General features: G+C 64.5%; 23 protein-coding genes. 14 read left to right on the top strand and 9 right to left on the bottom strand.

All coding sequences use genetic code 11. From position 1 onward, the window contains the following. Positions 1-10: 10 nt before the first annotated feature. The 6 genes from bamA (at position 11) to lpxB (ending at position 7,143) form a co-directional block, all read left to right on the top strand. Positions 11-2,521 (top strand): outer membrane protein assembly factor BamA, encoded by a 2,511-nt coding sequence (bamA, locus tag C8D03_RS23515; RefSeq protein WP_108050174.1) that lies wholly within the window; start codon positions 11-13, stop codon positions 2,519-2,521. A gap of 42 nt (positions 2,522-2,563) precedes the next feature. Next, complete coding sequence (gene lpxD, locus C8D03_RS23510; RefSeq protein WP_108050171.1) at positions 2,564-3,619, top strand: UDP-3-O-(3-hydroxymyristoyl)glucosamine N-acyltransferase; 1,056 nt, start codon at positions 2,564-2,566, stop codon at positions 3,617-3,619. A 175-nt stretch (positions 3,620-3,794) separates the two neighbouring features. Continuing rightward, positions 3,795-4,256, top strand: coding sequence for a 3-hydroxyacyl-ACP dehydratase FabZ (gene fabZ, locus C8D03_RS23505; protein ID WP_108050169.1), 462 nt, complete (start codon positions 3,795-3,797; stop codon positions 4,254-4,256). Positions 4,257-4,307: 51 nt separating this feature from the next. Further along, positions 4,308-5,117, top strand: coding sequence for an acyl-ACP--UDP-N-acetylglucosamine O-acyltransferase (gene lpxA / locus C8D03_RS23500; RefSeq protein WP_108050167.1), 810 nt, complete (start codon positions 4,308-4,310; stop codon positions 5,115-5,117). Then, entirely contained in the window at positions 5,114-5,977 is an 864-nt protein-coding gene (locus C8D03_RS23495) for an LpxI family protein (protein ID WP_108050165.1), read from the top strand. Before lpxA ends, C8D03_RS23495 begins: the two co-directional genes overlap by 4 nt. Further along, positions 5,974-7,143 carry a lipid-A-disaccharide synthase gene (lpxB, locus tag C8D03_RS23490; protein ID WP_108050163.1) on the top strand — a complete coding sequence of 390 codons (1,170 nt, stop codon included), beginning with the start codon at positions 5,974-5,976 and terminating at the stop codon, positions 7,141-7,143. The genes C8D03_RS23495 and lpxB overlap by 4 nt, the downstream gene beginning before the upstream one ends. A gap of 89 nt (positions 7,144-7,232) precedes the next feature. Here the strand turns inward: lpxB and gltA are convergent, their stop codons facing one another. Then, a complete protein-coding gene (gltA, locus tag C8D03_RS23485; protein WP_108050161.1) occupies positions 7,233-8,522 on the bottom strand; it encodes a citrate synthase in 1,290 nt (429 codons plus the stop codon). Positions 8,523-8,800: 278 nt separating this feature from the next. Continuing rightward, complete coding sequence (gene gltX, locus C8D03_RS23480) at positions 8,801-10,219, bottom strand: glutamate--tRNA ligase (protein WP_108050159.1); 1,419 nt, start codon at positions 10,217-10,219, stop codon at positions 8,801-8,803. 179 nt (positions 10,220-10,398) lie between these two features. On the opposite strand from gltX, the gene C8D03_RS23475 reads away from it, so the two are divergent. Further along, a complete protein-coding gene (locus tag C8D03_RS23475; RefSeq protein WP_248308594.1) occupies positions 10,399-11,316 on the top strand; it encodes a DUF4131 domain-containing protein in 918 nt (305 codons plus the stop codon). Positions 11,317-11,381: 65 nt separating this feature from the next. Here the strand turns inward: C8D03_RS23475 and C8D03_RS27065 are convergent, their stop codons facing one another. After that, positions 11,382-11,795, bottom strand: a complete 414-nt coding sequence (locus C8D03_RS27065; protein WP_348981709.1) for a protein NO VEIN domain-containing protein — start codon at positions 11,793-11,795, stop codon at positions 11,382-11,384. Between the two features lie 584 nt (positions 11,796-12,379). On the opposite strand from C8D03_RS27065, the gene C8D03_RS23465 reads away from it, so the two are divergent. The 3 genes from C8D03_RS23465 to C8D03_RS23455 all read left to right on the top strand — a co-directional run bounded on the left by C8D03_RS23465 (position 12,380) and on the right by C8D03_RS23455 (position 16,308). Beyond that, the gene (locus C8D03_RS23465; RefSeq protein WP_108050157.1) at positions 12,380-13,690 is read left to right on the top strand and encodes a hypothetical protein; all 1,311 of its coding nucleotides are present in this window, start codon (positions 12,380-12,382) and stop codon (positions 13,688-13,690) included. 521 nt (positions 13,691-14,211) lie between these two features. Continuing rightward, positions 14,212-14,553: a hypothetical protein gene (locus tag C8D03_RS26285; RefSeq protein ID WP_146170273.1), complete on the top strand. Its 342-nt coding sequence runs from the start codon at positions 14,212-14,214 to the stop codon at positions 14,551-14,553. 315 nt (positions 14,554-14,868) lie between these two features. Continuing rightward, positions 14,869-16,308, top strand: coding sequence for an IS1182 family transposase (locus C8D03_RS23455; protein WP_108047418.1), 1,440 nt, complete (start codon positions 14,869-14,871; stop codon positions 16,306-16,308). 381 nt (positions 16,309-16,689) lie between these two features. On the opposite strand, the gene C8D03_RS23450 is transcribed toward C8D03_RS23455, so the two are convergent. Then, positions 16,690-17,514, bottom strand: a complete 825-nt coding sequence (locus C8D03_RS23450) for a DUF1206 domain-containing protein (RefSeq protein ID WP_108050152.1) — start codon at positions 17,512-17,514, stop codon at positions 16,690-16,692. 646 nt (positions 17,515-18,160) lie between these two features. Here C8D03_RS23450 and C8D03_RS23445 point away from each other — a divergent pair. Continuing rightward, complete coding sequence (locus tag C8D03_RS23445) at positions 18,161-18,604, top strand: response regulator (protein WP_108050150.1); 444 nt, start codon at positions 18,161-18,163, stop codon at positions 18,602-18,604. Here C8D03_RS23445 and C8D03_RS23440 read toward each other — a convergent pair. From C8D03_RS23440 to C8D03_RS23420, 5 genes are all read right to left on the bottom strand, one after another. Continuing rightward, a complete protein-coding gene (locus C8D03_RS23440; protein ID WP_248308727.1) occupies positions 18,554-19,567 on the bottom strand; it encodes a sensor histidine kinase in 1,014 nt (337 codons plus the stop codon). The two genes, C8D03_RS23445 and C8D03_RS23440, sit on opposite strands and share 51 nt — an antisense overlap. 61 nt (positions 19,568-19,628) lie before the next feature. Next, complete coding sequence (locus C8D03_RS23435) at positions 19,629-19,925, bottom strand: DUF6894 family protein (protein ID WP_108050146.1); 297 nt, start codon at positions 19,923-19,925, stop codon at positions 19,629-19,631. Between the two features lie 87 nt (positions 19,926-20,012). After that, positions 20,013-20,216 carry a hypothetical protein gene (locus tag C8D03_RS23430; RefSeq protein ID WP_108050144.1) on the bottom strand — a complete coding sequence of 68 codons (204 nt, stop codon included), beginning with the start codon at positions 20,214-20,216 and terminating at the stop codon, positions 20,013-20,015. An 831-nt stretch (positions 20,217-21,047) separates the two neighbouring features. Further along, positions 21,048-21,320 (bottom strand): hypothetical protein, encoded by a 273-nt coding sequence (locus C8D03_RS26280; RefSeq protein ID WP_146170272.1) that lies wholly within the window; start codon positions 21,318-21,320, stop codon positions 21,048-21,050. Between the two features lie 64 nt (positions 21,321-21,384). Continuing rightward, positions 21,385-21,810: a DUF1236 domain-containing protein gene (locus C8D03_RS23420; protein ID WP_108050140.1), complete on the bottom strand. Its 426-nt coding sequence runs from the start codon at positions 21,808-21,810 to the stop codon at positions 21,385-21,387. A 240-nt stretch (positions 21,811-22,050) separates the two neighbouring features. Here C8D03_RS23420 and C8D03_RS23415 point away from each other — a divergent pair, with 240 nt between their 5' ends. From C8D03_RS23415 to C8D03_RS23405, 3 genes are all read left to right on the top strand, one after another. Then, positions 22,051-22,380 carry a hypothetical protein gene (locus tag C8D03_RS23415; RefSeq protein ID WP_108050138.1) on the top strand — a complete coding sequence of 110 codons (330 nt, stop codon included), beginning with the start codon at positions 22,051-22,053 and terminating at the stop codon, positions 22,378-22,380. A gap of 631 nt (positions 22,381-23,011) precedes the next feature. Next, a complete protein-coding gene (locus C8D03_RS23410; RefSeq protein WP_108050136.1) occupies positions 23,012-23,428 on the top strand; it encodes a DUF1236 domain-containing protein in 417 nt (138 codons plus the stop codon). Positions 23,429-23,982: 554 nt separating this feature from the next. After that, the gene (locus tag C8D03_RS23405; RefSeq protein WP_108050134.1) at positions 23,983-24,183 is read left to right on the top strand and encodes a hypothetical protein; all 201 of its coding nucleotides are present in this window, start codon (positions 23,983-23,985) and stop codon (positions 24,181-24,183) included. Positions 24,184-24,237 lie beyond the last annotated feature (54 nt).

Here is a 24,237-nt window from a genome sequence, read left to right as displayed (position 1 = left end):
AGGCGACCCGATGACGTCGACCCAAAAGAGCCGGTCTTTCAGAATGCGGCTCTCTCGATCAGTCGGACTTTCGGCCTTCATGTTGGCCGTTAGCGGTGGCGTGGTGTTCGCGCAGGCCGTGATTGTCCAGGGCAACAGGCGTGTCGATGCGGAGACGATCCGCTCCTACGCCGCAGGGCAGGGCGGCCCGCAGGAGATTCGTCAGAATCTTCTCGCCACCGGCCTGTTCACGAATGTCCAGGTGAACCGTCGCGGCTCCCAGACCGTCATCTCCGTGCAGGAGAACGACACGATCAACCGCGTCGCGTTCGAGGGCAATCGCCGCCTGAAGAGCGACATGCTGCTTCAGCAGGTCCAGTCCAAGGCTGGCGGCCCGATGAGCCAGGCCCTGATCGACGCCGACGTCGGTCGCCTGAAGGAAATCTATCGCCGGTCCGGCTATGGCCTGTCCTCGGTCAGCGGCCGCATCGCACCTCTCCCGAACGGCCGTTCGGACGTGGTCTTCACGATCAACGAGAGCGGCAAGACCGGCATCAAGTCGATCAATTTCGAAGGCAACGAGGTTTACTCGGATGGCCGCCTGCGCGGCCTGATGAGCTCGACCGAGTCGAATTTCCTGAGCTGGATCAAGACCTCCGACGTCTACGATCCGGAGCGGATCACCGCTGACCTCGAACTGGTCCGCCGCTTTTATCTGAAGAACGGCTATGCCGACTTCCAGATCGTCGGCAACACGGCTCGCTTCGACGAAAGCGCCGGCGGCTGGGTGATCGATGTCACCGTCGCCGAAGGCCCGCAGTACAAGGTCGGCAATGTCGCGGTCGATTCGACCCTGCGCGAACTCGATTCCACCGTGCTGCAGAACTATGTCGTCACCTCGGCCGGCGACACCTACAACGCCGAAGCCGTGGAGAAGTCGCTCGTCAATCTGACGACCGAGGTCTCGCGTCGCGGCCATCCCTTCGCCCAGGTCCGCCCGCGCGGCGACCGGGATTCGGCCGGCCGCCTGATCGGCATCACCTATGTCGTCGACGAGGGCCCGCGGGTCTATGTCGAGCGCATCAACGTGCGCGGCAACACCCGCACGCGCGACTATGTCGTGCGTCGCGAGCTCGATCTCGGTGAAGGCGACGCCTACAACAAGGTGTTCGTCGATCGCGCCGAACGTCGCCTGAACAATCTCGGCTTCTTCAACAAGGTCCGTATCACCAACGAGCCGGGCTCCGCGCCCGATCGCGTGGTGGTCAACATCGATGTCGAGGACAAGGCGACCGGCTCCTTCTCGATCGCCGGCGGCTATTCGACCTCGGACGGCATCATCGGCGAAATCTCGCTGTCGGAATCGAACTTCCTCGGCCGTGGCCAGTTCGTCCGCATCGCGGGTACGCTCGGCCAGCGCACCCAGGGTGTCGATTTCTCCTTCACCGAGCCCTATTTCCTCGGTCGCCGCATCGCGGCAGGCTTCGACCTGTTCTCGAAGTTCAGCGACAACTACAACACCGGCCGCTTCGAGAGCCGCGTCACCGGCGGCACCGTCCGCCTGACCTTCCCGATCACGGAAGAGCTCTCGATCACGCCGCGTTACTCGATCTACAGCACCGAGATCGAGATCCCGAACACATCGAGTAGGCCCTACAACGATTGTAGCTTGCCGCTGACCGGCATCACCCCCGGAACGATCGGCGCGATCGGCGCGAGCAACTCGATCAACTGCCTGACCAATGGCGAGGCGACGATCGCGGTCAAGGAAGCTCAGGGCACGACGCTGACCTCGCTCGTCGGCCTGAGCTTCAATTACAACTCGCTCGACAGCAACCAGACCCCGCGCAACGGCTTCATCGCCGAGATCAAGCCTGAGTTCGCTGGCGTAGGCGGTGACTCGAAGTTCCTGCGTGTCTCGGCCGATGCGCGCTATTACAAAGAGATCTTCGACGACGTCGTCGGCTTCGCACGGGTCCAGGGCGGTCACGTCCAGGCCACCAGCGGCGATCTCCGCATGATCGACCACTACTTCCTCGGACCGACCCTGGTGCGCGGTTTCGCCCCGTCCGGCATCGGCCCGCGCGACGTGCTGAACGATCCCACGGCCAACGCGCTCGGCGGCACCACCTATTTTGGCGGTTCGCTCGAAGTGCAGTTCCCGATCTGGGGCTTGCCGCGCGATCTCGGCCTGCGCGGCGCGGTCTTCGCCGACGCCGGTACGCTGTTCAATTACGACGGTGGCAATGCCTCGGCGTTTGCGGGCTGCCCCGCGGGTGCATCGGCGCGCCAGTTCAACGTCGCGACGACGTCGATCTATCAGACCAACGTCGCCTGCGTGCGTGACAAGAACATCATCCGCTCGTCCGTCGGCGTCAGCCTGCTCTGGCAGTCGCCGCTCGGCCCGATCCGCTTCGACTATGCCTATGCCCTGTCGAAGGATGACGGCCAGTGGGGCACGAATCCCACCACCGGCATCTCTGGCAAATACGGCGGCGACCGGACCCAGGCCTTCCGCTTCTCCGGCGGCACCCGCTTCTGACGAAGCGGGGCGCCTCCAGCGCCCCGCTCCGGACACCTCTCGATGTCAGAACCCCAATTCTTCCCGGTCGCGACCTCGCTCGAATTCGGCGAGGTCGCTGCCATTTCGGGCGCCACGCTGCCTGAAGGCGTCGATCCGGCGCGCGCGATCACCGGCGCCGCGGCGCTGGAGAACGCCGGCCCGGCCGACATCGCCTATATGGACAACCCGAAATACACCGACGCGCTCGCCGCGACGGCGGCGGGCCTGTGCCTGGTCTCGCCGCGCTTCGCCGAACGAGTGCCTTCGGGCACGATCGCGCTGGTCTCGCCGACGCCCTATCACGCCTTTGCCAAGGTGCTCGCCCGCTTCTTCCCCTCGGCGTTGAGGCCCGGCTCGGTTTTCGGTTCGCAGGGCGTGGCACCGGGCGCCTTCGTCCACGCCACGGCGGTGCTCGAGGCGGGCGTTACGGTCGATCCGGGCGCCGTCATCGGTCCCGGCGCCGAGATCGGCTCGGGAACCGTCGTCGCCTCGCATGCGGTCGTCGGTCCGCAGGTCCGCATCGGCCGCAACTGCTCGATCGGGGCGGGCTGCACGCTGCAGGCCGCGCTGATCGGCAACCGTGTCATCATCCATCCCGGCGTTCGCATCGGGCAGGACGGTTTCGGTTTCGCCATGAGCCCGCGTGGCCATATGAAGGTGCCGCAGATCGGCCGCGTCATCGTGCAGGACGATGTCGAGATCGGCGCCAACACCTGCATCGACCGCGGCGCCAGCCGCGACACCGTGATCGGCGAAGGTACCAAGATCGATAACCTCGTCCAGATCGGCCACAATGTCGTCGTCGGGCGTCATTGCGTCATCGTCTCGCAGGTCGGCATCGCCGGCTCGACGACGCTCGAGGATTTCGTCGTGCTGGGAGGCCAGGTCGGCCTCGCCGGCCATCTGACCGTCGGCATGGGGGCGCAGGTCGCGGCGCAGAGTGGCGTCGCCGGCGATATTCCGCGCGGTGCGCGCTACGGTGGTACGCCGGCTCAACCGGCACTGACCTGGGCGCGCGAGATTGCGCTGCTGAAATCGCTGGTGGCCAAGCGCGGCAAGGGGCAGCCGGAGGGCTGATGCCCCGGCGCTGTGCTCGCTGGGCCGACCTTCCTTGTGCCGTCTGTCGGCCGGGGGCGCGGCCGCCGGCCGGCCGAACGCTTGGCCACGAGCCGGGACACGGGCTAGAACGGCACGGGCTGGAACGGATTGATGATGCGGCCGCACGGACGGCCCGCACGGGAGAGACGAAACGATGACCGATGCGACGACGGCGGCGCTGGGTGTGGCCGACATCCAGAAGATCATGGCCTGCATTCCGCACCGCTATCCCTTTCTGCTCGTCGACCGCGTCGTCGAGATCAATGGCGATGAGTCCGGGATCGGCATCAAGAACGTCACCATCAACGAGCCGCAGTTCACCGGCCATTTTCCGGGACGGCCGGTGTTTCCGGGTGTGCTGATGATCGAGGCGATGGCCCAGACGGCCGGTGTGCTCGTCGTCAGCTCGCGCGGCGAGGCCGACCCGGCGGTCAGCAGCGTGCTGTTCACGACGATCGACAAGGCCAAATTCCGCAAGCCCGTGGGGCCCGGCGACACGCTGCGCTTCCACCTGACCAAGGTGGCACGCAAGCGCAACATCTGGTTCTACCGGGGCGAGGCCCGCGTCGACGGCATGCTCGTCGCCGAAGCCGATCTGTCGGCCATGGTCGTCTGAACTGATGACACTCCGCACGATCAGCACGGCCCTTTCCATGAGTGTCCGGTCATGACTTCCAGCATCCATCCCATGTCGGTCGTCGATCCCGCCGCGCGCATCGGCGAGGGCGTCACGATTGGCCCGTTCTGCACGGTCGGCCCCGACGTCGTGCTGGCCGATGGCGTCGAGCTCATCAGCCATGTCGCGGTCGCCGGGCGCACCACGGTCGGCGCGAGGACGAGCATCTATCCCTTCGCTTCGATCGGCCATCCGCCCCAGGACGTGAAGTACCGTGGCGAGCCGTCGACGCTGACGATCGGCGCCGATTGCAAGATTCGCGAAGGCGTGACCATGAATCCCGGCACCGAAGGCGGGGGCATGAAAACCACCGTCGGCGATAGCTGCTTCTTTTTGGCGAATTCGCATGTCGGGCATGACAGCCATATCGGCAACAACGTCATTTTCTCCAATAACGTCATGTGCGCGGGCCACGTCACTGTCGGCAATTTCGTGATTGTCGGTGGTGGCACGGGCCTGCAGCAATTCATCCGCGTCGGCGATCATGCCTTCATCGGCGGCGGCGCCGGTGTGCTGAACGACGTCATTCCCTTCGGCCTCGTCCGGGACAACCCGGCGCATTTGGCGGGGCTCAATCTCGTCGGCCTGCGCCGCCGGGAATTTTCGCGCGAGCAGATCCACGAGCTGCGCCGCGCCTATCGCCTGCTCTTCGCCGATGAGGGCACCTTGTCGGAGCGCGTCGAGGACGTCGCCAGCGAGTTCGCCTCGCATCCGCTGGTCCACGAGATCCTCGATTTCATCCGGCTCGGCGGCGAGCGCGCGATCTGCGTGCCCCATGACGTCAACGCGCCGGATCGGTGAGCGCTGAACCGTCAGCCGCGGCCGTGAACGACAGGCCGCTCGCGATCATCGCGGGCGCCGGCGATTTTCCGCCCCATCTCGCCAGTTTGGCCGTGACGAGCGGCCGGCCCGTCTTCATCGCGGCGCTCGAAGGCGCGGCCGACCCCTCCGCCTTCGGCAGTGCCGAACTCCGGAGCTATCGCCTCGGCCAGCTCGGCCGCCTGCTCGAGGAACTGCGCCGGCGCGAGATCGTCGATCTCGTCCTGATCGGCGGCCTGCCGCGGCCGAGCTTCGCCGCGCTGCGGCCCGAGGCTTCTACGCTGAAATACCTGCCTCATTTCGCGCGCGCCTTCCGCGGCGGCGACGATCACCTGCTGCGCGGCGTCGTCAGCTTCTTCGAGGGCCAGGGCTTCGCTGTCCACGGCCCTGCCGACATCGCGCCGCAGATGACCGCGCAGCCCGGCCCGCTTGGCCGCAGGCAGGCCTCGCCGGAGCAGAGGGCGCTTGTCGCGCGGGGCTTCGAGCTCTTGGCGGCACTCTCGCCCTTCGATGTCGGGCAGGCCGCGATCCTGGCCGATCATCGCGTCATCGCGATCGAGGCTGCCGAAGGCACGGACGCGATGATCCGCCGCGTCGGAGACATGATCGCGTCCGGACGGCTCCGCATCGCCAAGGGCGACGGCGTGCTGGTGAAGGCGCCGAAGGATGGCCAGGACCTTAGGGTCGACATGCCCGCCATCGGCTCCGAGACCCTGCGCCACGTCGCGGCAGCGGGCCTCGCCGGCATCGGCCTTCGGGCCGGGCGCGTCCTGGTCGGCAATGCCGCAGGCCTTGCGAAGCTGGCGGACCAGTCCGGACTGTTCGTCGAGGGCGTGGCGTGAGCCCGCCCTTCCGCCTCGCTCTGGTCGCGGGCGAGGCATCGGGCGACGCGCTGGCGCTGCGCTTCCTGGAGAGCCTCCGCGCGCGTCTGGGCGACCGCGAGCTCGTCATCACCGGCGTCGGCGGCGAAAGCCTGATCGCGGCGGGGCTGGTTCCGCTTTTCCCGCAGGCCGATATCGCCGTGATGGGCTTCGGCCCTGTGGTCGCGCGCCTGCCGCTTCTGCTGCGCCGGATGGAGGATGCGGCGCGCGGCATTGCGGCCTTCGCGCCCGATCTGCTGCTGACGATCGATGCGCCGGATTTCAACCTGCGCGTCGCGAAGAAGGTCCGCGCCCGCGCCCCCTCGATTCCGATCGCCCACTGGGTCTGCCCGAGCGTCTGGGCCTGGCGCTCCGGCCGCGCCCGCCGGATGGCGCCGCATGTCGATCGCATCCTGGCGCTGCTGCCTTTCGAGCCGGCGGCGCTGGAGCGCCTGCAGGGGCCCAGGACCGTCTATGTCGGCCACCCGCTGATAGAGCGCTTGTCCGACCTCAGGCCTGACGCAGAGGAGGCGGCGATCCGCGCGGACACCACGGCTCCGCGGGTGCTGATCCTCCCCGGCAGTCGCGGCTCGGAAGTCCGCCACCTCATGCCCGTCTTCGGCGAGGCGGTCGCGCGCATTGCAGCGGCGAAGCCCGGCACACGCTTCGTGCTGCCGGCGGTCCCGCATCTCCAGGCGGAGATCGCGCAGGCGGCGTCGCGCTGGCCAGTCCGGCCCGAGATCGTCGTCGGCGCCGACGGGAAGCTCGCGGCTTTCCGCAAGGCGCGGGCGGCGCTGGCGGCCTCGGGTACCGTGACACTCGAACTGGCGCTGGCCCAGGTGCCGACCGTGGCGGCCTATCGTGGTGCCGGCTGGGAAGCCGCCATCGCACGCCGCCTGATCAAGCTGCCGAGTGTCATTCTGCCCAATCTGATCCTCGGCCGCAGTGTCGTGCCGGAATTTCTTCAGGACGATGCGACGGCGGAGGCGCTGAGCGGACATCTGCTCGCAGTCCTGGCTGAAGGGCCGGACCGCGCGGGGCAGCTCGATGGCTTCGCCGAGGTCGAGGCGATCATGAAATCCGCCGGAGCGAGCCCGGCCGCCAACGCGGTCGAGGCCGCGCTGGCCTTGCTCGAAATGCGATCCTGAAGGCAGGCCGCGACGGCCAAAGACCAGGAATGCGAAAGGGGCCCCCCGACCGGGGCGCCCCTTTTTGTTTCAACCGCGAGACAAAGGCCTCAGCGGCGGCCGATCGGGTTGTACTCGCGCTGCGCAGCGCCGGTATAGAGCTGGCGCGGCCGGCCGATGCGCTGGGACGGATCCTCGATCATCTCCTTCCACTGCGCGATCCAGCCGACGGTGCGTGCCAGCGTGAACAGCACCGTGAACATCGAGGTCGGGAAGCCCATCGCCTTCAGGGTGATGCCCGAATAGAAGTCGATGTTCGGATAGAGCTTCTTCTCGATGAAGTAGGGGTCCGACAGCGCGATCCGCTCCAGTTCGATGGCGACGTCGAGCAGCGGATCGTCCTTGATCCCGAGCTCGTTCAGCACCTCATGCGTGGTCTTCTGCATGATCTTGGCGCGCGGATCGTAGTTCTTGTAGACGCGATGGCCGAAGCCCATCAGACGGAACGGGTCGTTCTTGTCCTTGGCCTTGGCGATGTATTTCGGGATGTTCTCGACCGTCCCGATCTCCTCGAGCATCTTCAGGGCCGCTTCGTTGGCGCCGCCATGGGCAGGCCCCCACAGGCAGGCCGCGCCGGCCGCGATGCAGGCGAAGGGGTTGGCGCCGGACGAGCCGGCCAGCCGGACCGTCGAGGTCGAGGCGTTCTGCTCATGGTCGGCGTGCAGGATGAAGATCCGGTCGAGCGCGCGCGACAGCACCGGGTTGACCTTGTACTCCTCGGCGGGGACGGCAAAGCACATCCGCAGGAAGTTCGAGGTGTAGTCGAGCGAGTTCAGCGGATACACGAAGGGCTGGCCGACCGTGTATTTGTAGGCCATCGCCGCCAGCGTCGGCACTTTCGCGATCATCCGCATCGAGGCGATCATGCGCTGGTGCGGGTCGGAGATGTCGGTCGAGTCGTGATAGAAGGCCGACAACGCGCCGATCGAGCCGACCATCACCGCCATCGGATGCGCATCGCGGCGGAAGCCCTGGAAGAAGCGGGCCATCTGTTCGTGCACCATGGTGTGGCGCGTCACGCGATAGTCGAAATCGGCCTTCTGGGCGGCCGTCGGCAGTTCGCCTTCCAGCAGCAGGAAGCAGGTCTCGAGAAAGTCGCCATGCTCGGCAAGCTGCTCGATCGGGTAGCCGCGATGGAGCAGCACGCCCTCGTCGCCGTCGATATAGGTGATCTGGGACTCGCAGCTCGCCGTCGAGGTGAAGCCCGGATCAAAGGTGAACATGCCCGTCTGGGCGTAGAGCTTGGCGATGTCGATGACGGACGGGCCGATCGAACCCGTCTTGATCGCCATGTCGACGGTTTTGCCGTCGACCTGAAGCTGGCTGGTGGTTCCGCTCATCGATACCGATCCTTTCAGGCTCGCTGCTGGTCAGTCGTCGTCGCGCTCGATCCGGCCACGGTTGTCCATGAGGCCTTTTCCGTCGTCAGATCGAACCGACATGACAGCGTCGTGTCGGTTCCCGGGTGGACAGGTTGGAAGAGCGGTTCATCCGACTGATTTTCAAGCAATATTTGTGCCCGACCCGGCGGGAGCCGAAGCGGGCTACACGTCGCGTCACTAGACCATTTGCGGGAGCTGTTCAACCGAGCCGAAAGACTGTCGACACTGCCTCGGGCTCATGCCTGGTCGGCCAGGCGCGCGAGGGTTTCCTCGCGTCCGAGCACCGCCATCACGTCGAACAGCCCGGGCGACATCGCCCGGCCCGTCAGTGCCGCGCGCAGAGGCTGCGCAGCCTGGCCGAGCTTAAGCCCGTGCTCCTCCGCATAGGCCCGCACCGCGGCTTCCAGCGCCGCGACGGACCAGTCGTTCACGGCTGACAGCGTCTGGGCCAATCCCGGCAGGCGCTGCTTGCCGGCATCGTCGAGCAGGGTCGCGGCTTTGGCGTCGAGCTGGAGCGGGCGTGCCGCATAGAGGTAGTAGGCGCTCTCGAGCAGTTCGACCAGGGTCTTCGCCCGCTCCTTAAGCCCCGGCATGGCGGCGAGGAACTTCGCCTCCAGCTCCGGCGACAGCGCGGCCGGCGCTCCGCGTGCCGGGCCGATCTCGGGCAGGATCACCTTCAGCGCCTCGAGCAGGTCGCGGTCGTCCGACTGGCGCATATAGAGCCCGTTCAGGCTCTCCAGCTTGGCGTAGTCAAAGCGCGCCGGCGAACGCCCGATCGAGGACAGATTGAACAGCGCGATCATCTCGTCGGTCGAGAAGATCTCCTGGTCGCCATGGCTCCAGCCGAGCCGCAGCAGATAGTTGCGCAGCGCCACCGGCAGATAGCCCATCGAACGATAGGCATCGACGCCGAGCGCGCCATGGCGCTTCGACAGCTTGGCGCCGTCGGGCCCATGGATCAGCGGGATGTGCGACATGCTCGGCACTGTCCAGCCCATCGCCTGGTAGATCTGCGTCTGGCGCGCGGCGTTGGTCAGGTGGTCGTCGCCGCGGATGACGTGGGTGACCCCCATGTCGTGGTCGTCGACCACCACCGCGAGCATATAGGTCGGGTTGCCGTCGGAGCGCAGCAGCACGAGATCGTCGAGGTTCTCGTTCTGCCAGACGACACGACCCTGGACCTCGTCCTCGACCACGGTCTCGCCGGTCTGGGCTGCGCGCAGCCGGATCACCGGCTTGACGCCGGCCGGGGCCGTCGCAGGGTCGCGGTCGCGCCAGCGCCCATCATAGCGCAGCGGGCGGCCTTCGGCCTTCGCCTTCTCGCGCATCTCGTCGAGCTCGGCCGGTGTCGCATAGCAATAATAGGCGGTGCCGGCGGCGAGCATCTGCCGGGTGACCTCGCGATGCCGCTCCGCCCGGGCGAACTGGTAGACCGTGTCGCCGTCCCAATCGAGCCCGAGCCAGGACAGGCCGTCGAGGATCGCGGTGATCGCGGCGTCCGTCGAGCGTTCCCGGTCGGTGTCCTCGATGCGCAGCAGCATCTTGCCGCCATGCCGGCGGGCATAGAGCCAGTTGAACAGGGCTGTGCGCGCGCCGCCGATATGCAGGAAGCCGGTGGGCGAGGGCGCAAAGCGCGTGACGACGGCGTCGCTCATGAAAGGCAAAGCTCCGGCTGGGCGGATGATCGCGGGCCCAGAACGAGATGGGAGGACGAAACGGCGAGCCGGACGCGGGCTCGCGCCGGAGGCGACATGACATCCGGCGCCGCCCCTGTAACATGCCCTTGCCGCCTGCGTTAAGCGCAAGATGCAGCCGGCTGGGGCAGGAGCGGTGCATGCAGCCGGCGCGACCAGGGCAGGGGATGCCGGCACCGGGGCCCGCGCGCGGCGCCCGGGCCGACGTGCTGCCCTCGCGCCTGCCCACCTTCGTACTTGGCGGCCCGGGGCTCGGCGTAACGCTCACCGCCTGGCGCGGCGGGTTCTTCCGGGCGCTTGCGCTCGAAGCCGAACGCCGGCGGCTCTTCCTCTGGCTGCCGGTGATGATGGGCGCCGGCATCCTGCTCTACTTCCTCGCCGATCGCGAGCCTGCGCTCTGGGCACCGCTGACCGGCCTCGGGCTCGCCGCCGGGGCCGCATTTGCCCTGCGGCGGCGGCGCCTCGCGCCGCTGATCGCTCTCGGCTGTGCCGCCGCCTTCGCCGGTTTCGCGGCGGCGACCTGGCGCACCGCCACGGTAGCGGCGCCGATGCTCGACCGGCCCCGTATTGGCCAGGTCAGCGGCTTCGTGGAATCGGTCGAGGCCCGCGATGCCGGCGCACGCCTCGTCATCCTGGTGACGAGCCTGGCCGGGCTCGAGCCCGAGCGTTGGCCCAGGCGCGTCCGCGTCAATATTCGCAGCGGCAGTGTTTCGCCGGGGGACCATATCGCGGCCATGGCCCGGTTGCTGCCGCCACCGGGGCCGGCACGGCCCGGCGGGTATGATTTCGGCCGGGACGCCTTCTTTCGCGGGCTGGGTGCCGTCGGCAGCATTCCCGGCAAGATCGCGCTGACCCCGCCGCCACGGCCTCCGCCGACCGAGTTGGTGCTGGCTGCGACGATCGACCGGGCGCGCAACGCCCTGACCCGGCGCATCGCCGAGATCGGCGGGGGGGCAGGCCGGCGCGATGGCGGCCGCGCTCGTGACGGGCAAGCGCGGTCTGATCACCGAGACCACCAACACCGATTTGCGCGCGGCCGGCATCTACCACATCGTTGAATTCTGGATCCCTGCGCGGGGAGGGGGGTGTAACTGACGCTTCCGAAACCGGCCAGAGCGGTCATCTAGAATGACGCTGACCAGGTCGCCGGACTCAGACTGACGGTCTCCTCCAGCGGCGGCTTGAGCGTGAATATCCGGGAAGCCTCGCCGAACTCGAAGACGCGGTAGATCCGCCAGGCGTCTGGCCTTTCACCGGCTACAGCCAGCTCGTTGCGGGTCAGATAGAAGGGCGTGGTCCTCGCGCCGCGAGTAGTCTTCACTTCGATCAGCGTCTCGCGCCCGTCATCCTCGAACGAGCGGATGTCGTAGCCCGCACCATCGCCATCGTCCCTGGCGACCCATCGAACCTTGCCCATCAGATCACGCCGACCAGCGCCGAGCAGGCGCCGCTCCTCGACCTCTACGACAAACTCTTCACCGGCCCTGCCCAAGCTCCTATTGCGCTCGTCCCGCTCGGCCGGATCGAATGTGCGCACCAGGCGCTCCAGGGGCTGAGTGATCCTATTCCGGCGGCGCTCTGGCGGTGGCACAAATAGGTCGCCAACTGGAATTGCTGGAACCGGGCGCTCTACGGGTACGGATTGCAACCAGGCCGCGGATGGTAGATGCCCGCTGACCTCGGCGACGAGTGCATCCTGGTAGTTTGCGCGAGGCTTGTATCCGCGCAGCCATGGCAGCCCCAGTTCGGACAATACGGCGCTGATGTTCTGTGCTTGAACTCGATGGAGCCCGCAGAGCGGCCGGTCAAAGCCTGTAGCGCCCGATTATGCTCGCGCTTGGTGTACGGTCGGCCGGCCACCTCATTGGCCATCATCGCGAAGTATTCGGCGACCACGGCTGCGACCTCGACGGGTTCCCAGTCGGTTCCTGCAGCGCGAGTTTGGGTATCCGGTAGGGTTGGCACAGCTCACTTCGTAGCGACGATCGCCTCGGAAATCGAGAAGCTATCTGAAGGGCGCCTGCCCCGGCGACGCACGCTCCGTGCTGTCATTCGGACTTCACGCCATCGCGCTCCTGCTTGAGATTGCGAGGCCGAAACCACGTCGACCGTGAGCACCAAATGGACCCGGAGAACGCAGCATCACCGCCCGCTGGCATCACGCGTGAAGACCTATTCGAGCGGGTCTGGACCACGCCGATCAACCACCTGGCCGAAAAACTCGGCATGAACCACTACCAGTTCGCTCGCATCTGCGAAGCGCTCAACGTGCCCAGACCGCCCGCCGGGTACTGGCAGAAGAAGGCGGTTGGGAAGGAGGCGCCTCGGCCCGAGCTGCCCGCTGCACTGCCTGGAGACCATGCCCGTTGGAGTAAAGGCACTCGGCTTTTAGCGCCCCTGCCAAAGCGTGTGTACCGTCGCGTGGAGCGGAAAGCGGCCGATCGCCCACAAAGACCGGCACGCCACCCGATGCTGATCGGCGTCGACGAGTCCTTCCGCAAAACGCGCACCGACGAGAAGAACGAGTTTTTGCGGCCGTACAAATATCTCTTGCCCGACATTGTGGCGTCGGCCGACCACCTATCTACCGCACTCGACATCGCAAACGAGATCTACAACGCGCTCGACCTGAAGGGACATCGCGTCATGTTTGCGCCTGCAGATCAGGAGATGCGGCGCAGGCACGTGGACGAGCAGGAGGTCCCGCGCAAGGATCGAAAGTACGGGCGGTATCAGACAGGCAGCATCTGGTCTCCGCGCCGTCCCACGGTCACCTACGTCGGCTCTATCCCAGTCGGCCTGGTGCTGACCGAGATGACCGAGCGCGTGACGATGCGATATCTCGACGGCTCTTATGTTCGGGAAGACAGCAAGCTGGTTCGCTCCGCCAGACCCTGGCAGCTCACGCACTCATGGACGACCGAGCAAGACCTACCCTGCGGCCGGTTTCGGTTTGTGGCCTATTGCCCGCTGGCGAACATCGAATGGTCAGCAAGCTGGCAGGAAACAGATGCAGCTGGCCTGAAGTCGCTCGTTCCCTCGATCGTCGCACGGCTTCACGGTTCCGAGGCTGAACTACAGGCGCTGATCGACGCTGAGGAAAAGGCTGCCGCCAAGCGCCGCAAAGAATGGGCCGAGGCGCAAGAGCGGTATCGCCGGCAAGAGGATCGGAGAGCCGTCGAGCAGGCGCTGTCGCATAGCAAGAAGCAGTTGGCCGAAATCATGGAGCAGTGGGCGGCGGCTACCGCTGTTGAGCGCTTCTTCGTGGAGGCGGAGAAGCGGCTGGAGCACCTCGGTGAGGATCGCCGGGAGCACATTCAAAGCCGCCTGGCGCTGGCGCGAGCGATGCTGGGCGAGCAAGATCCCCTCAGCTATCTCGCTGATTGGCTCGCGCCTGACGAGCGATACCAAACTCGATATCCCGACCATTGAGAGTTGCGCCACTCAGTTGCGCGCGCCCAATGCTCGGTAAAGCGTCGCCCGGTGAACACCGATTGCTGCGGCGACCTGGCTCATAGTGTTGTCAGGCTGAGCTAGCAACTCACGCGCAACAGCTAACTTCTGCGGGGTCATCGCGGGCGTTCGCCCGAACTTCACGCCCCTAGCCTTGGCAGCGGTCCGACCAGAGCTAGCACGATCCAGAATGAGAGATCGCTCAAATGGCCTGCTGCCGGTTTCGCAGGAAGCTCGCGCATCTAATCTTATGCGGCAGGACGCACGCTGAGGCGCACCGCAATATGGAAGCGTTCCGCCGCAAACTTGAGCGCGAAAAGCTCGCAGCCGAAAAGTCAGACCGCGACGATCTCCACGCCACCATCGTCCAGACCCTGACCCGCCACGCTGGCAAGCCGGTTTACGAGCTTGCTGATGCGATCGTGGACGCGGTCCTAATCCGAGACGCCGTGCCGAAAGGCGGATACCATCGGCCGCGATGTTAGCAGGCAGGAGTTGAGATGCGTCGCGTTATGATTGCCCTGATAATCTTGACCGGCTCAGCCAATGCTCAGATGCCGGTGACCGCAGGGCTTGGGATCGTTCCATGCGCTGAGTTCGCAGAATTCTACAGGCGAAACCCGGCAGTCGCAGAAGTGCAGTCGTTCGCCTGGGCTCAGGGCTATTGGAGCGCGATCAATGAGGCGGTTCGTTCTCGCGGCGAACCAACGCGCGATCTCCGGGTCGTCCCAAATCCGACAAAAAAGCAGTTCTTGCGGTCATTCTGCGATAAGCGCCCATTGGCCAGCTACATCGAAGCAGTTCGAGAGCTTTATCTGACTTTCCCGGAAAATCCGCGCTGACCTTGAAGCCGTGACCACCGCGTTCACTGCACCCCCAAGTGCCTGGCACTGGTAGCGGACACCTCGTTGTCGGGGGGAGACCTCGAACTCGGATTAACCACCTACCACATTGTTGAATTATGGATTCCTGCGCCGGGAGGGGGCAGCTGACGCTTTTGGCCATAGCCGACGTATAGAACGTCTGCTTCCGGGCGAGCCCTATAGAATGGCGGACTGGCAATCGGCATTGGAACACCGCGTCCGCTATGGGTCGAGGCTGTGTGAAAACCGTGCTGGTTCGGGTAGACTCCTGACGTTGCAGTCGGGAGGTCGGATTTGAGCCGCTTCGTTGAGGGTTGCGACCGCCGGCAGCCGACGCTGCTTCCCGATTGCCTGGACGACTATGTGGCGGATGAGAACCCGGTGCGGGTGGTCGACGTGTTCGTCGATGACCTGGATCTGGAGGTCCTGGGTTTTGAGGGCGTGACGCCGGCAGCGACAGGACGCCCGGCCTACCACCCGGCCACGCTGCTCAAGCTCTACATCTACGGCTACCTGAACAAGGTGCAGTCCAGCCGCCGGCTGGAACGCGAGGCGGGGCGCAATGTCGAGTTGATGTGGCTGACGGGGAGGCTTGCGCCCGACCACAAGACCATCGCCGACTTCCGGAAGGAGAATGGGCCCGCGATCCAGGGCGCCTGCGCTCAGTTCGTGGTGCTGTGCCGTCAGATCGGCCTGTTCGGGAGCACCCTGGTCGCCATCGACGGCAGCAAGTTCAAAGCAGTGAACAGCCGCGACAAGAACTTCACGGCCCACAAGCTCACGAGGCGCCTGCAGCAGGTGGCTGAACACATCGCGGGCTATCTGCGTGACCTCGACACGGCCGATCGTCAGGAAGACGAGGCCGCCGAGGCGCGCTCGGGACGGCTGCAGGAGAAGGTCGAGCGGCTGCGCGAGCAGATGAAGATGCTCAAGGCCATGGAGGCGCAAGTCGCTGCCTCACCTGAAGGCCAGATCTCGCTGACCGATCCGGACGCTCGCTCGATGGCCACCAGCGGACGCGGCAGTGGGATTGTCGGCTACAACGTCCAGTCCGCTGTCGAGGCCAAGCATCACCTGATCGTCGCCCACGACGTGGTCATGACCGGCAGCGACCGCGAGCAGCTCGCAGCCATGGCCGCCAAGGCAAAGAACGCCATGGGCGCGGAAAAGCTCGATGCGCTGGCCGACCGCGGCTACTTCTCCGGCGAGGAGATCCGCTCCTGCGAGGCCCTGGGCGTGACGCCCTATCTGCCCAAGCCGCTGACCTCGGGCGCCAAGGCCGAGGGCCGGTTCGGCAAGCAGGACTTCGTCTACCTGCCCGAGCAGGATGTCTATCGCTGCCCATCCGGCGCGCTGCTGCCGCGCCATATGACCACGGTCGAGCGGGGAATGACGCTCCACCGCTACTGGGATCGCGCTAGTTGCCAGGCCTGCGCCCTCAAGGCTCAGTGCACGCCCAGCGTCGAACGGCGGGTCACCCGCTGGGAACACGAGGCGATCATCGACGCCCTTCAACGGCGGATGGATCTGACGCCTGGCGCCATGCGCCAACGAAGGCGGCTCGTCGAACACCCCTTCGGCACGATCAAGGCCTGGATGGGGGCGACGCACTTCCTGACGAGGCGCCTGCCCAACGTGAAGACCGAAATCGGCCTCCACATCCTCGCCTATAACCTCAAGCGCGTCATCGCCATCATCGGCGCCAAGCCGCTGATGGAAGCGATCCGGGCCTGACACTGCCCCTCATCGCGGGCTCGCCGCCCCAGTTGATCAAAGGCAGGCAGCGCGTTTTTACACAGCCTCGGTCGAAAGCAGTCCCGACTCACCTTCGCCTCGCACGTTCGGTTCCTGGCAAGGCCCGAACGGCAGCTATTGGCGCATTACATCCGGACGTGACAGATCAGGGGAAACGACCTGCGCAGTTTTAGCGATAAACGCGCCGCAACAAGAATGAGAGATGTCATAATCCGATGGCGCATCTTCGGTTCTGGTTTTCAACTATGCAGGCCACAAACCCGTAGCCAGAAACGCGAAAAGGTCGACACTGATGAGAATTTTTTTGCAGCGGCCTGTTTAGTCCGCCACGAGACTCCTCGCGGCGAACTTGATCCAAAGCTAAACTGAAGCAGTGAACCCAGTTGGATTTATCCGGCGGTAGCGCGCAAGAGCAATTTGGAAGGCACCAAACGCGAATAGGCCAAGCGCGGTCACCAACAGCAACGCCCAGCCATAAGGCTGCTCCTGCAATGTCCGAAGCGCACCCGCCAGGCCCTGAACCTCGCTGGCCCTGGCTTGGTAAGCCGCGCTGATGAAAAAGCCGCCTATAAGCGCGAATACGAGGCCACGGGCGAGGTAGCCAGCCCGTCCTAGCCTCACCAGCCAAGGTTCAACCTGACCGTCGGCAGTAACTCGATCCATGACACGGCCCTTGTAGCCTTTCCATGCGTTAGCTCCCCCTGCGGCGAAGACAACAACCCCGACGACGCCAACCAGAATTTGGCCGAATTGGAATGACAGCAAATATGCGGTCCAGTCGCGGGCTGCGCTGTCTCCGCCTCCCACGGCAGAAGTCCGCATGATCATCTGCACGGCTGAGAATGCGAGACCGGCGTTGATGATTGCACTCACAGCAAAGCCTACGCGACGAACTAATCCTTTTGTTGTGGTACCAAGACGATCCGCATCTAAAGCAGCTTGCGCGATGCGCCAGATGGCAAAGCAGACCAGGCCGGCCGCAACCAAGCCGAGCAGCACCGCGCCGAACGGCTGTGTCAGGATGGCAGATAGCGCCGTCTTACTGTCCGGCGCGCGTGCCGCGCCGCCAAGGGCTGCTAGAACAGCGAGCCACCCGACGATTGTGTAGACCAGCCCTCGTGCCGCATAACCGATGCGAGCGAGAACCTCGACGGGATCTATGTTTTGCGAGCGTAACTTGGCCATGACGCCGCAACGCTGATTGCCTGGCACTAGTTCCTGAGCTGAGCCACAACCGGGGACTCGACAGATTGATGGCGGGTTCCTGAACTCGCCTCATCTTCCATTGGCGCATTTCGTATGGCGAACTGTTGGCTAGTTTGGTGCGGTTGTTCCGGGCGGGGAGGGCGGGCTGCGGGCGCGCTTTGAGACCCGCTAAGACGGGTGCTACCTCGAACCAGGAGCAACCGGGCCCCCACCAAGAGTACGGATTAAACACCTACCACATCGTCGAATTTTGGATCCCTGCGTGACGAGGTGAGTTCAGCTTACGCTTCCCTAAATGGCTCCCAGCAGACTTCTGGAGCGTCTGCTTTCCGGCACTCTGCGAGGCGGTCGGCAACGTCAAGCAGGTCGCCGGCAAGGCGCTGGACAAGCCGAGCTTGAGGCCGAGGAAGCCAAGGGCGAGGGCCAACAGGCTCTGACGATGGCCAGGAGACCATCAAGAAGGTCGTCGACAAGGTCTAACGACGCGATCACGGAATGATGAGCGGGCTGCCGAGAGGCGGCCCGTGTTTCGTTGGGCAAAGGCGACAAAGCGTTATTGGATCAGGAACAACCCGCTAGGTAGGGTGGTTAAGAACGTCATCAATCAGGAATTCCGGTAGAAGTCATGACAGCCCGCATCCTAATCGTCGAAGATGAGGTGCTGGTAGCCATGGAAATGGAAGCCATCATCGAGGAATCCGGCTTCCAGCCGGTCGGCATCGCCGCCGACAGCCTTGAGGCCTTGAAGCTTGCCGAGGACAAGCCTGACGTGGCCCTCGTCGACCTAAACCTGCGCGATGGCCTGACCGGGCCAGACGTAGGACGAGAGTTGGCCAAGCGCGGCATCGTGGTCGTCTTCGTGACCGCGAACCCCCGCCTACTGGCCGACGGTATTCCCGGCGCCCTGGGGGTGGTCGAGAAGCCCTTAGATGACGGCTTGATCGCCTCGATCATCTCGTTCGCCATCGCCAAGCGAGAAGGCAGGGACGTCGTGCCTCCTGCATGCTTTCTGCCTTTCTCAGGCGATGTCGCCTCTCGCCAGGTTGGCGGCCGGCACGCGCACGGTTAGCCGCAGGCCGTCTGGCTCCCAGGACCGCTGCAAATCGCCGGCGAGCTGGTTGCGAACTGCGACCTCGGAAAGCCGTGACCCGAAGCCTGTCCGTTCGGGCGCACCTGACACTGCGGGGCCGCCAATCTCCTTCCAGATGACGACGACATCGTCGCCTGCGATAGAGATCGAGATGGCCACCTTGCCGTCGTCTGTCGACAGCGCGCCATATTTGACCGCATTGGTGGCCAGTTCGTGGAACAGCAGGGCGAAGGGCGTCGCGCCCCTGTCGTCGACCGGGACATCGTCGCCGACGATCGTGATGTTGCCGGTGTCGAGGGCGGGATAGGGCTCGAACAGCTCGCGGAGCATCCCACCCAGTGTTGTGCGACCAATGGTTGGACGGGATTCCACGCTGTGCGGTCGGACGAACTCATGGGCCCGGCCCAAGGCCGCGATCCGTTCGCGCAGCGAGGTCGCGAAGTCCTTGCATTCGGGTGCCTGCCGGACGGACAGGCCGATGAGACCGCTTATCACGGCGAAGATGTTCTTGATGCGGTGGGCGAGTTCCTGGCTGAGAAGCTGGTTCTGTTCGGCTGCGCGCTTGGCCTCGTCGATGTCGGTGCATGTGCCGATCCAGCGCACGATCTTACCGTCGCCGTCGCGCACCGGCAGCGCCCTGCCCAACGTCCATCGGTATTCGCCGGAGTGGTGCTTCAGGCGATACTCGACCTCGTACGGCTCACCGGTTTCCAGCGCATGCCGCCAGCGTCCCCAAGCCCGGTCCTGGTCCTCGGGATGGAACATGCCGCTCCAGCCCTCGCCATCGGTCGAGCCCTTTGGCACGCCAGTGAACTCGTACCAGCGGGCGTTGTAGTAATCGTGGAACCCGTCCGGTTGGGTGGACCAGACCATCTGCGGCATGGCGTCGGTGAGGACCCGAAGCATCTGCGGGTTGTCAAAAATTCTCGTCGCGATCGGCACCAAGTCTCTTCTCGTGATTAGCCCACGTCCGGGCTAGCACGGGATTTATGAGCTGCGCCTGTCAAATCACGTATCTCGCCGGTCGCATGTTAGACGCGGCAGCGCCGCTGTCAGCCTTGTCGTCGGTCTCGGTTTCGGCATCGAACTTGAGCGATGCCTTATAAACGGGTTTGCCGGTCTCGTCCTCGACCTGGACGCGGTAGTCGGCTTTCCCGGCATGCGGCAGGTTCTCGCGGCACATGTCCGTCAGCGCCACCTGGGCATCTAAGGTGGCCGCGTCCCGGTCCGGGAATTCCAGCGGCTCATCGAAGGGCTCCAAGCCGTTGCCGGCGTCGGTCGCGATCCTGAAATGAGGCATGCGTCTACAAGTCCCATGGTCCCCGATCCTCAAACGAAAATGCCGGAGACGGGTTCCTGACAATCGCTGCCATTTCGTCGGGGCCAATCAGCCCTCGATCACGTCGTCGGAGTGCTCCACCTCATCGGGTTTCTTCAGCAGGTAACGGTCGTCCTCCGGATAGCAGCGGGCGCGCTCATGGTCGTCGCCGGCGAACGCCTTGATCGCCTCAATCGACGTCCAGCAGGAGAGCGTGACGACTTCGGTCGTGATGTCGCCGAGATCCCGCCCAGTTCCGCGCCAATTTGACACATTTTTTGAGAAATCGTGCGCTCTTGGGTCGCATATGCGACCAAGTTGTAGGATCCGCAGCGTTGCCTGTGAGCAGCGGAGCAGTCACTTCTGCCCGAGCCATTGTCGAATACGGGCCCATTGATCTGCACTCGCGACGGTAAACCTCGCGACGGGCTTTCGAAGAAGCGCAACATCGGTGGCGAGCAGGAGGAGACCGAGCGGCAGCATCCAGATGCCAAGCCCTGGCAGGATTGAGAACACCCCGCCGAGCATGAGCAGCACGCCTACAGGAATGCGAAGCCAGCGAGATGCTGGGTGCCGAAGCCAACGCATCCAAGAACCGAGCCAGAGAGGTACCTCCTGCTCGAAGCGCCTGAAGGCCTGTCGTAAAGCCTGTTGCCCTTGGCGCATTGTACCATTCTTCCGTTAAAGCCAGCGCGCGACAATACTGGCGACGGTCGCTATTTCACCCACCGTCGCCATCTCACTTACCGATAACGGTAGTATCCGAAGTCACGAGCCCGCCGACCATAGGCGCGAGCATGCGCAGGTGGGCTGCCATAATGATGACCATAGCCACGTCCACGGTTCCAATTGCGGGACCCGCCCCAACCCTTATGGCCCTTGTACCCGTGTCCACCCTTCTTGATCTGCTCGACGTGGTCTGGCGTCTCGATCGCTGTTGGGCCCGCCACCGGGGCGGCCTGTGAAGTCGATGGCGTGATCGAGCCGAAGCCCAACATGGCCACCGCAACGAGAACGAGCGTTCGCATAGGACTCTCCTGTCGAAACCATTGCTGGAAAAGCAGAGAAGCGGCGGGCGCTACAACTGCCCACCGCCTCATGGTGTCACCCGCAGATACGCGTACGCCGTATGACAACTTCGCCGAACCGGTTGACGCGACGCTTTTCCACCATTCGACAGTCATCGCCGAAGCGGCTGCGCACGATCCGACGCTCATACCCGCCTCGACGTTCCTCGTACCCACGCCGTTCCCGATAGCGCGGTCCGTCGTCGTCAGATCGCTCGATGCGCGTCTCGACCCGCACCTGAGACTGTGCGGGAGCCGTAATAAGCGCTGTTGCGGCAACGCCCGCAGCCAGCAAGAGGGTCTTGAACATAGCTTGTCGCTCCTGATTTCGCGGAAAAAGAGCCCGCCCTTGAAAAGGGCGGGCTCCGATTTGATCACTCGATGATCTGAACGATCTTGCGCGTTTTCGGCTCGACCAGCACGGTCTGGTCGTTGACCACCGTGTAGCGATACTCGGTCTTGCCATAGCGAGCCGGAACCTCGCGATAAGTGACCGTGTCGGGCAACGTCGCGCCGACAACGACCTTCTCGCGGTACGCCACCGAAGGCACCTTCTGCTGCGTCACATAGGTGCGGAACTCGGTGCGGTTCTCGGTTGCGATGCCGCCGACGATCGCGCCAGCAGCCGCACCACCGACGCCACCCACCACGGCTCCGACAGGGCCACCGACGATGGCACCGCCGACAGCACCAGTAGCCGCGCCGCTGGCTGCGCCACCAGCCGCGCCGGAGTTGGATTGCGCGAAGGCAGTCGCGGGGACGAGAGCGAGGGCGGCGATGAGTGCGATGTTCTTGATCATGGTCTTCTCCCTTTCGAGGACATGTTGCCCCTCAGTCGCAATCTAAACTGCGGCCGAAAGCGTCCGTTCCATGAATAACCGTTCATAATGAGGGGGTTAGAGCTATTTGAGCTGCTCTCGGCGTACCCTGTTCGAGGACGCGACCCTGTCACGACTGCTCCCGATCGATGGGTTGTTCCCCAAAGGAACCTTTTTCCCGGACAAGGCTTTCCGCCCTGTCCGGTACCTTGGGAGAACAACATGATTTTGCACGTCGCGCTTCTGCTCATGCCTATCAGTCTGGCCTTGGCGGCTGAAACGGACCCGGTGGCAAACCCAGTCTTCACGTGTCAGTTCAAGGCGGGGCGGATCGTAATCGAGCAGGCCAATGCGGCGGGCGAAGTGACGGTCGAAGTTGATGGGAAGGCTCGCCAGTACGCTCTCCAAGAACGTAAACTGGTTCCACGCGATCAAGGTCTACCAACACTGCTCTTCCAGCCTGACCTGAAGCAGTGGCAGTGGCTGAATGAACAAGGCGAGCCGATCGAGAGCACCGTATGCACCGAGAAGCCATCACTTAAGACGGGCTGAAAATCACGAGGCGGCCCATCCCGCGCATCGCTCGCTGGCCACGGCCTCTGTCGCGCTTGGCGGCCGTATCCGGGTCATGCACCTCGTCGCGATGGCGGCGTTCCGTATGCCGGACAGCCGCCCGTGACGAAACAGATCTAGGGCTCACGCGACGGCGTGCTGAAGTCTCTGCCAACCGATCTATCCGGGATAGAGGCCGACGAGCACGATGAGGGCGGCAGGGGCGGACTGCGCTCGGCCAGCATAGGACCAAACCAACGACTGGCCACGTGCTTCGCGCTAGCGTAGCAGGCGGCCACGGGGTGCCCACTTCCGGGCCCGCCGCCGTCCCAATTTCAGTCTATTAGGGCATGGCTCCCAATAGCGCGCACGACATGACGTTGCAGACGCGATGGCATTTTTATTGATTTCACTCAGGCAAGCGCGCTCCCGAACGCCAGATGAACATAAATTCAACTAGCGTTGTTAGTTCTTCATGGTCGAAAAAATTTGCTTGCAAAATGAACACCACATGAATGACTTTTATTGTTTGCCAAACTACGCAGTTTGGAACCTTAGTAATTTAGCCGAGTTATCGCCCCGGCTGCCAACCAGGGATCGTCCCGACGTATGGCGGCGAGGAGACTTCATTATGATCAAGCAGTTTGCTTTGGTTCTCGCTCTGGCTGCAGTCCCCGCCGTCGCGATCGCGCAGAATCCTCCGGGCGCACAGGGTGGTGCAGCGAGCGGCGCACTCACCGGTGCCGTGGGCGGTGCCATCGTCGGCGGCCCGGTTGGTGCGGTAGTGGGCGGTGTCGGCGGCGCCGTGGTCGGCGGGATCATCGGCGACAACACCCCGCGCTTCCAGAGCTATGTCACCGAGCAGCGCCGTCCGTCCTATACCTATGCCGAGCCGGTCGTGGTCGGCTCGACCCTGCCGCGCCAGGGCGTGACCTATTACGAAGTCCCGCGTGAATACGGCGCGACCACCTATCGTTACACAGTAGTCAACAACCGCACCGTGCTCGTCGATCCCGACACTGGACGCATCGTGCAGGTCATCGACTGATTTCGCGTCGCAAGGGGCCGGCTCCGAAAGGACCGGCCCCTCGCTCATCTCAGGCTCGGTTAAATGGGGATTCTGATGCGACGCATCTTGTCGGTACCGGTTGGCTCGGCGGTCCTGGGCATCCTGATGGCAACATCAGCCGGCGCGGAGCACCAAGGCAAAAGCCACGGTTCACCTGGACTGGATCTAACCAGTCGAGCGCGTCCTTCTGCCAAACTGGAGCTCGCGGCTCCGAAACCGCCGGAGACGCTCGCGACACCCATTTCCTCCGGCACCGAAGCCGCGCCGACCAATCAGAGAAAAGTGCGAGTGGTTTACCCTGGGCCAACGGCCTCGAATTAGCCTGCCATGGATTACGGCCTAGTATGAAACCTGGCGAGGCGAGGGGCTAACTTGGGCATCGGCAATCTGATCGGCCGCATGTTCGGCGGCAAGGAAAAGGACGTCAGCGGTACACCTGTCGAGATCGTACAGCGGAAGTTCAAGCGGACGGCGACGGATATCGCCTTGCTGCTGCAGGAGAGGCTGAGCGAGGCGTCCATAGGGCCGGACCGTTGGAGCGCGGCCGCGTCTCGCTGGCCAGCGCCGCCTATGCCTTCTTCATCTACGCTTGGTGGAACGATCGTGAGAACGGCGAGGACCGGAATTTCCTGGCGGTTTCGAACCAGGCACTGTTCCGCACGGTGGACTACATCATCGAGCAGGAAGGCGGCGACCGGGAGCAGATCGTCGACGTCGTCCGGACCGCTTTCTAGGAGAGACAGGCTGCCTTCGCTCGCATGGATGCCGGTGACGTCCGCTCCGGCGAG

The organism is Bosea sp. 124 (genome assembly GCF_003046175.1).
Taxonomy (GTDB): Bacteria; Pseudomonadota; Alphaproteobacteria; order Rhizobiales; family Beijerinckiaceae; genus Allobosea.
The sequence above is the reverse complement of the archived record's forward strand: the minus strand, read 5'-3'. Positions and strand labels throughout refer to the sequence as shown.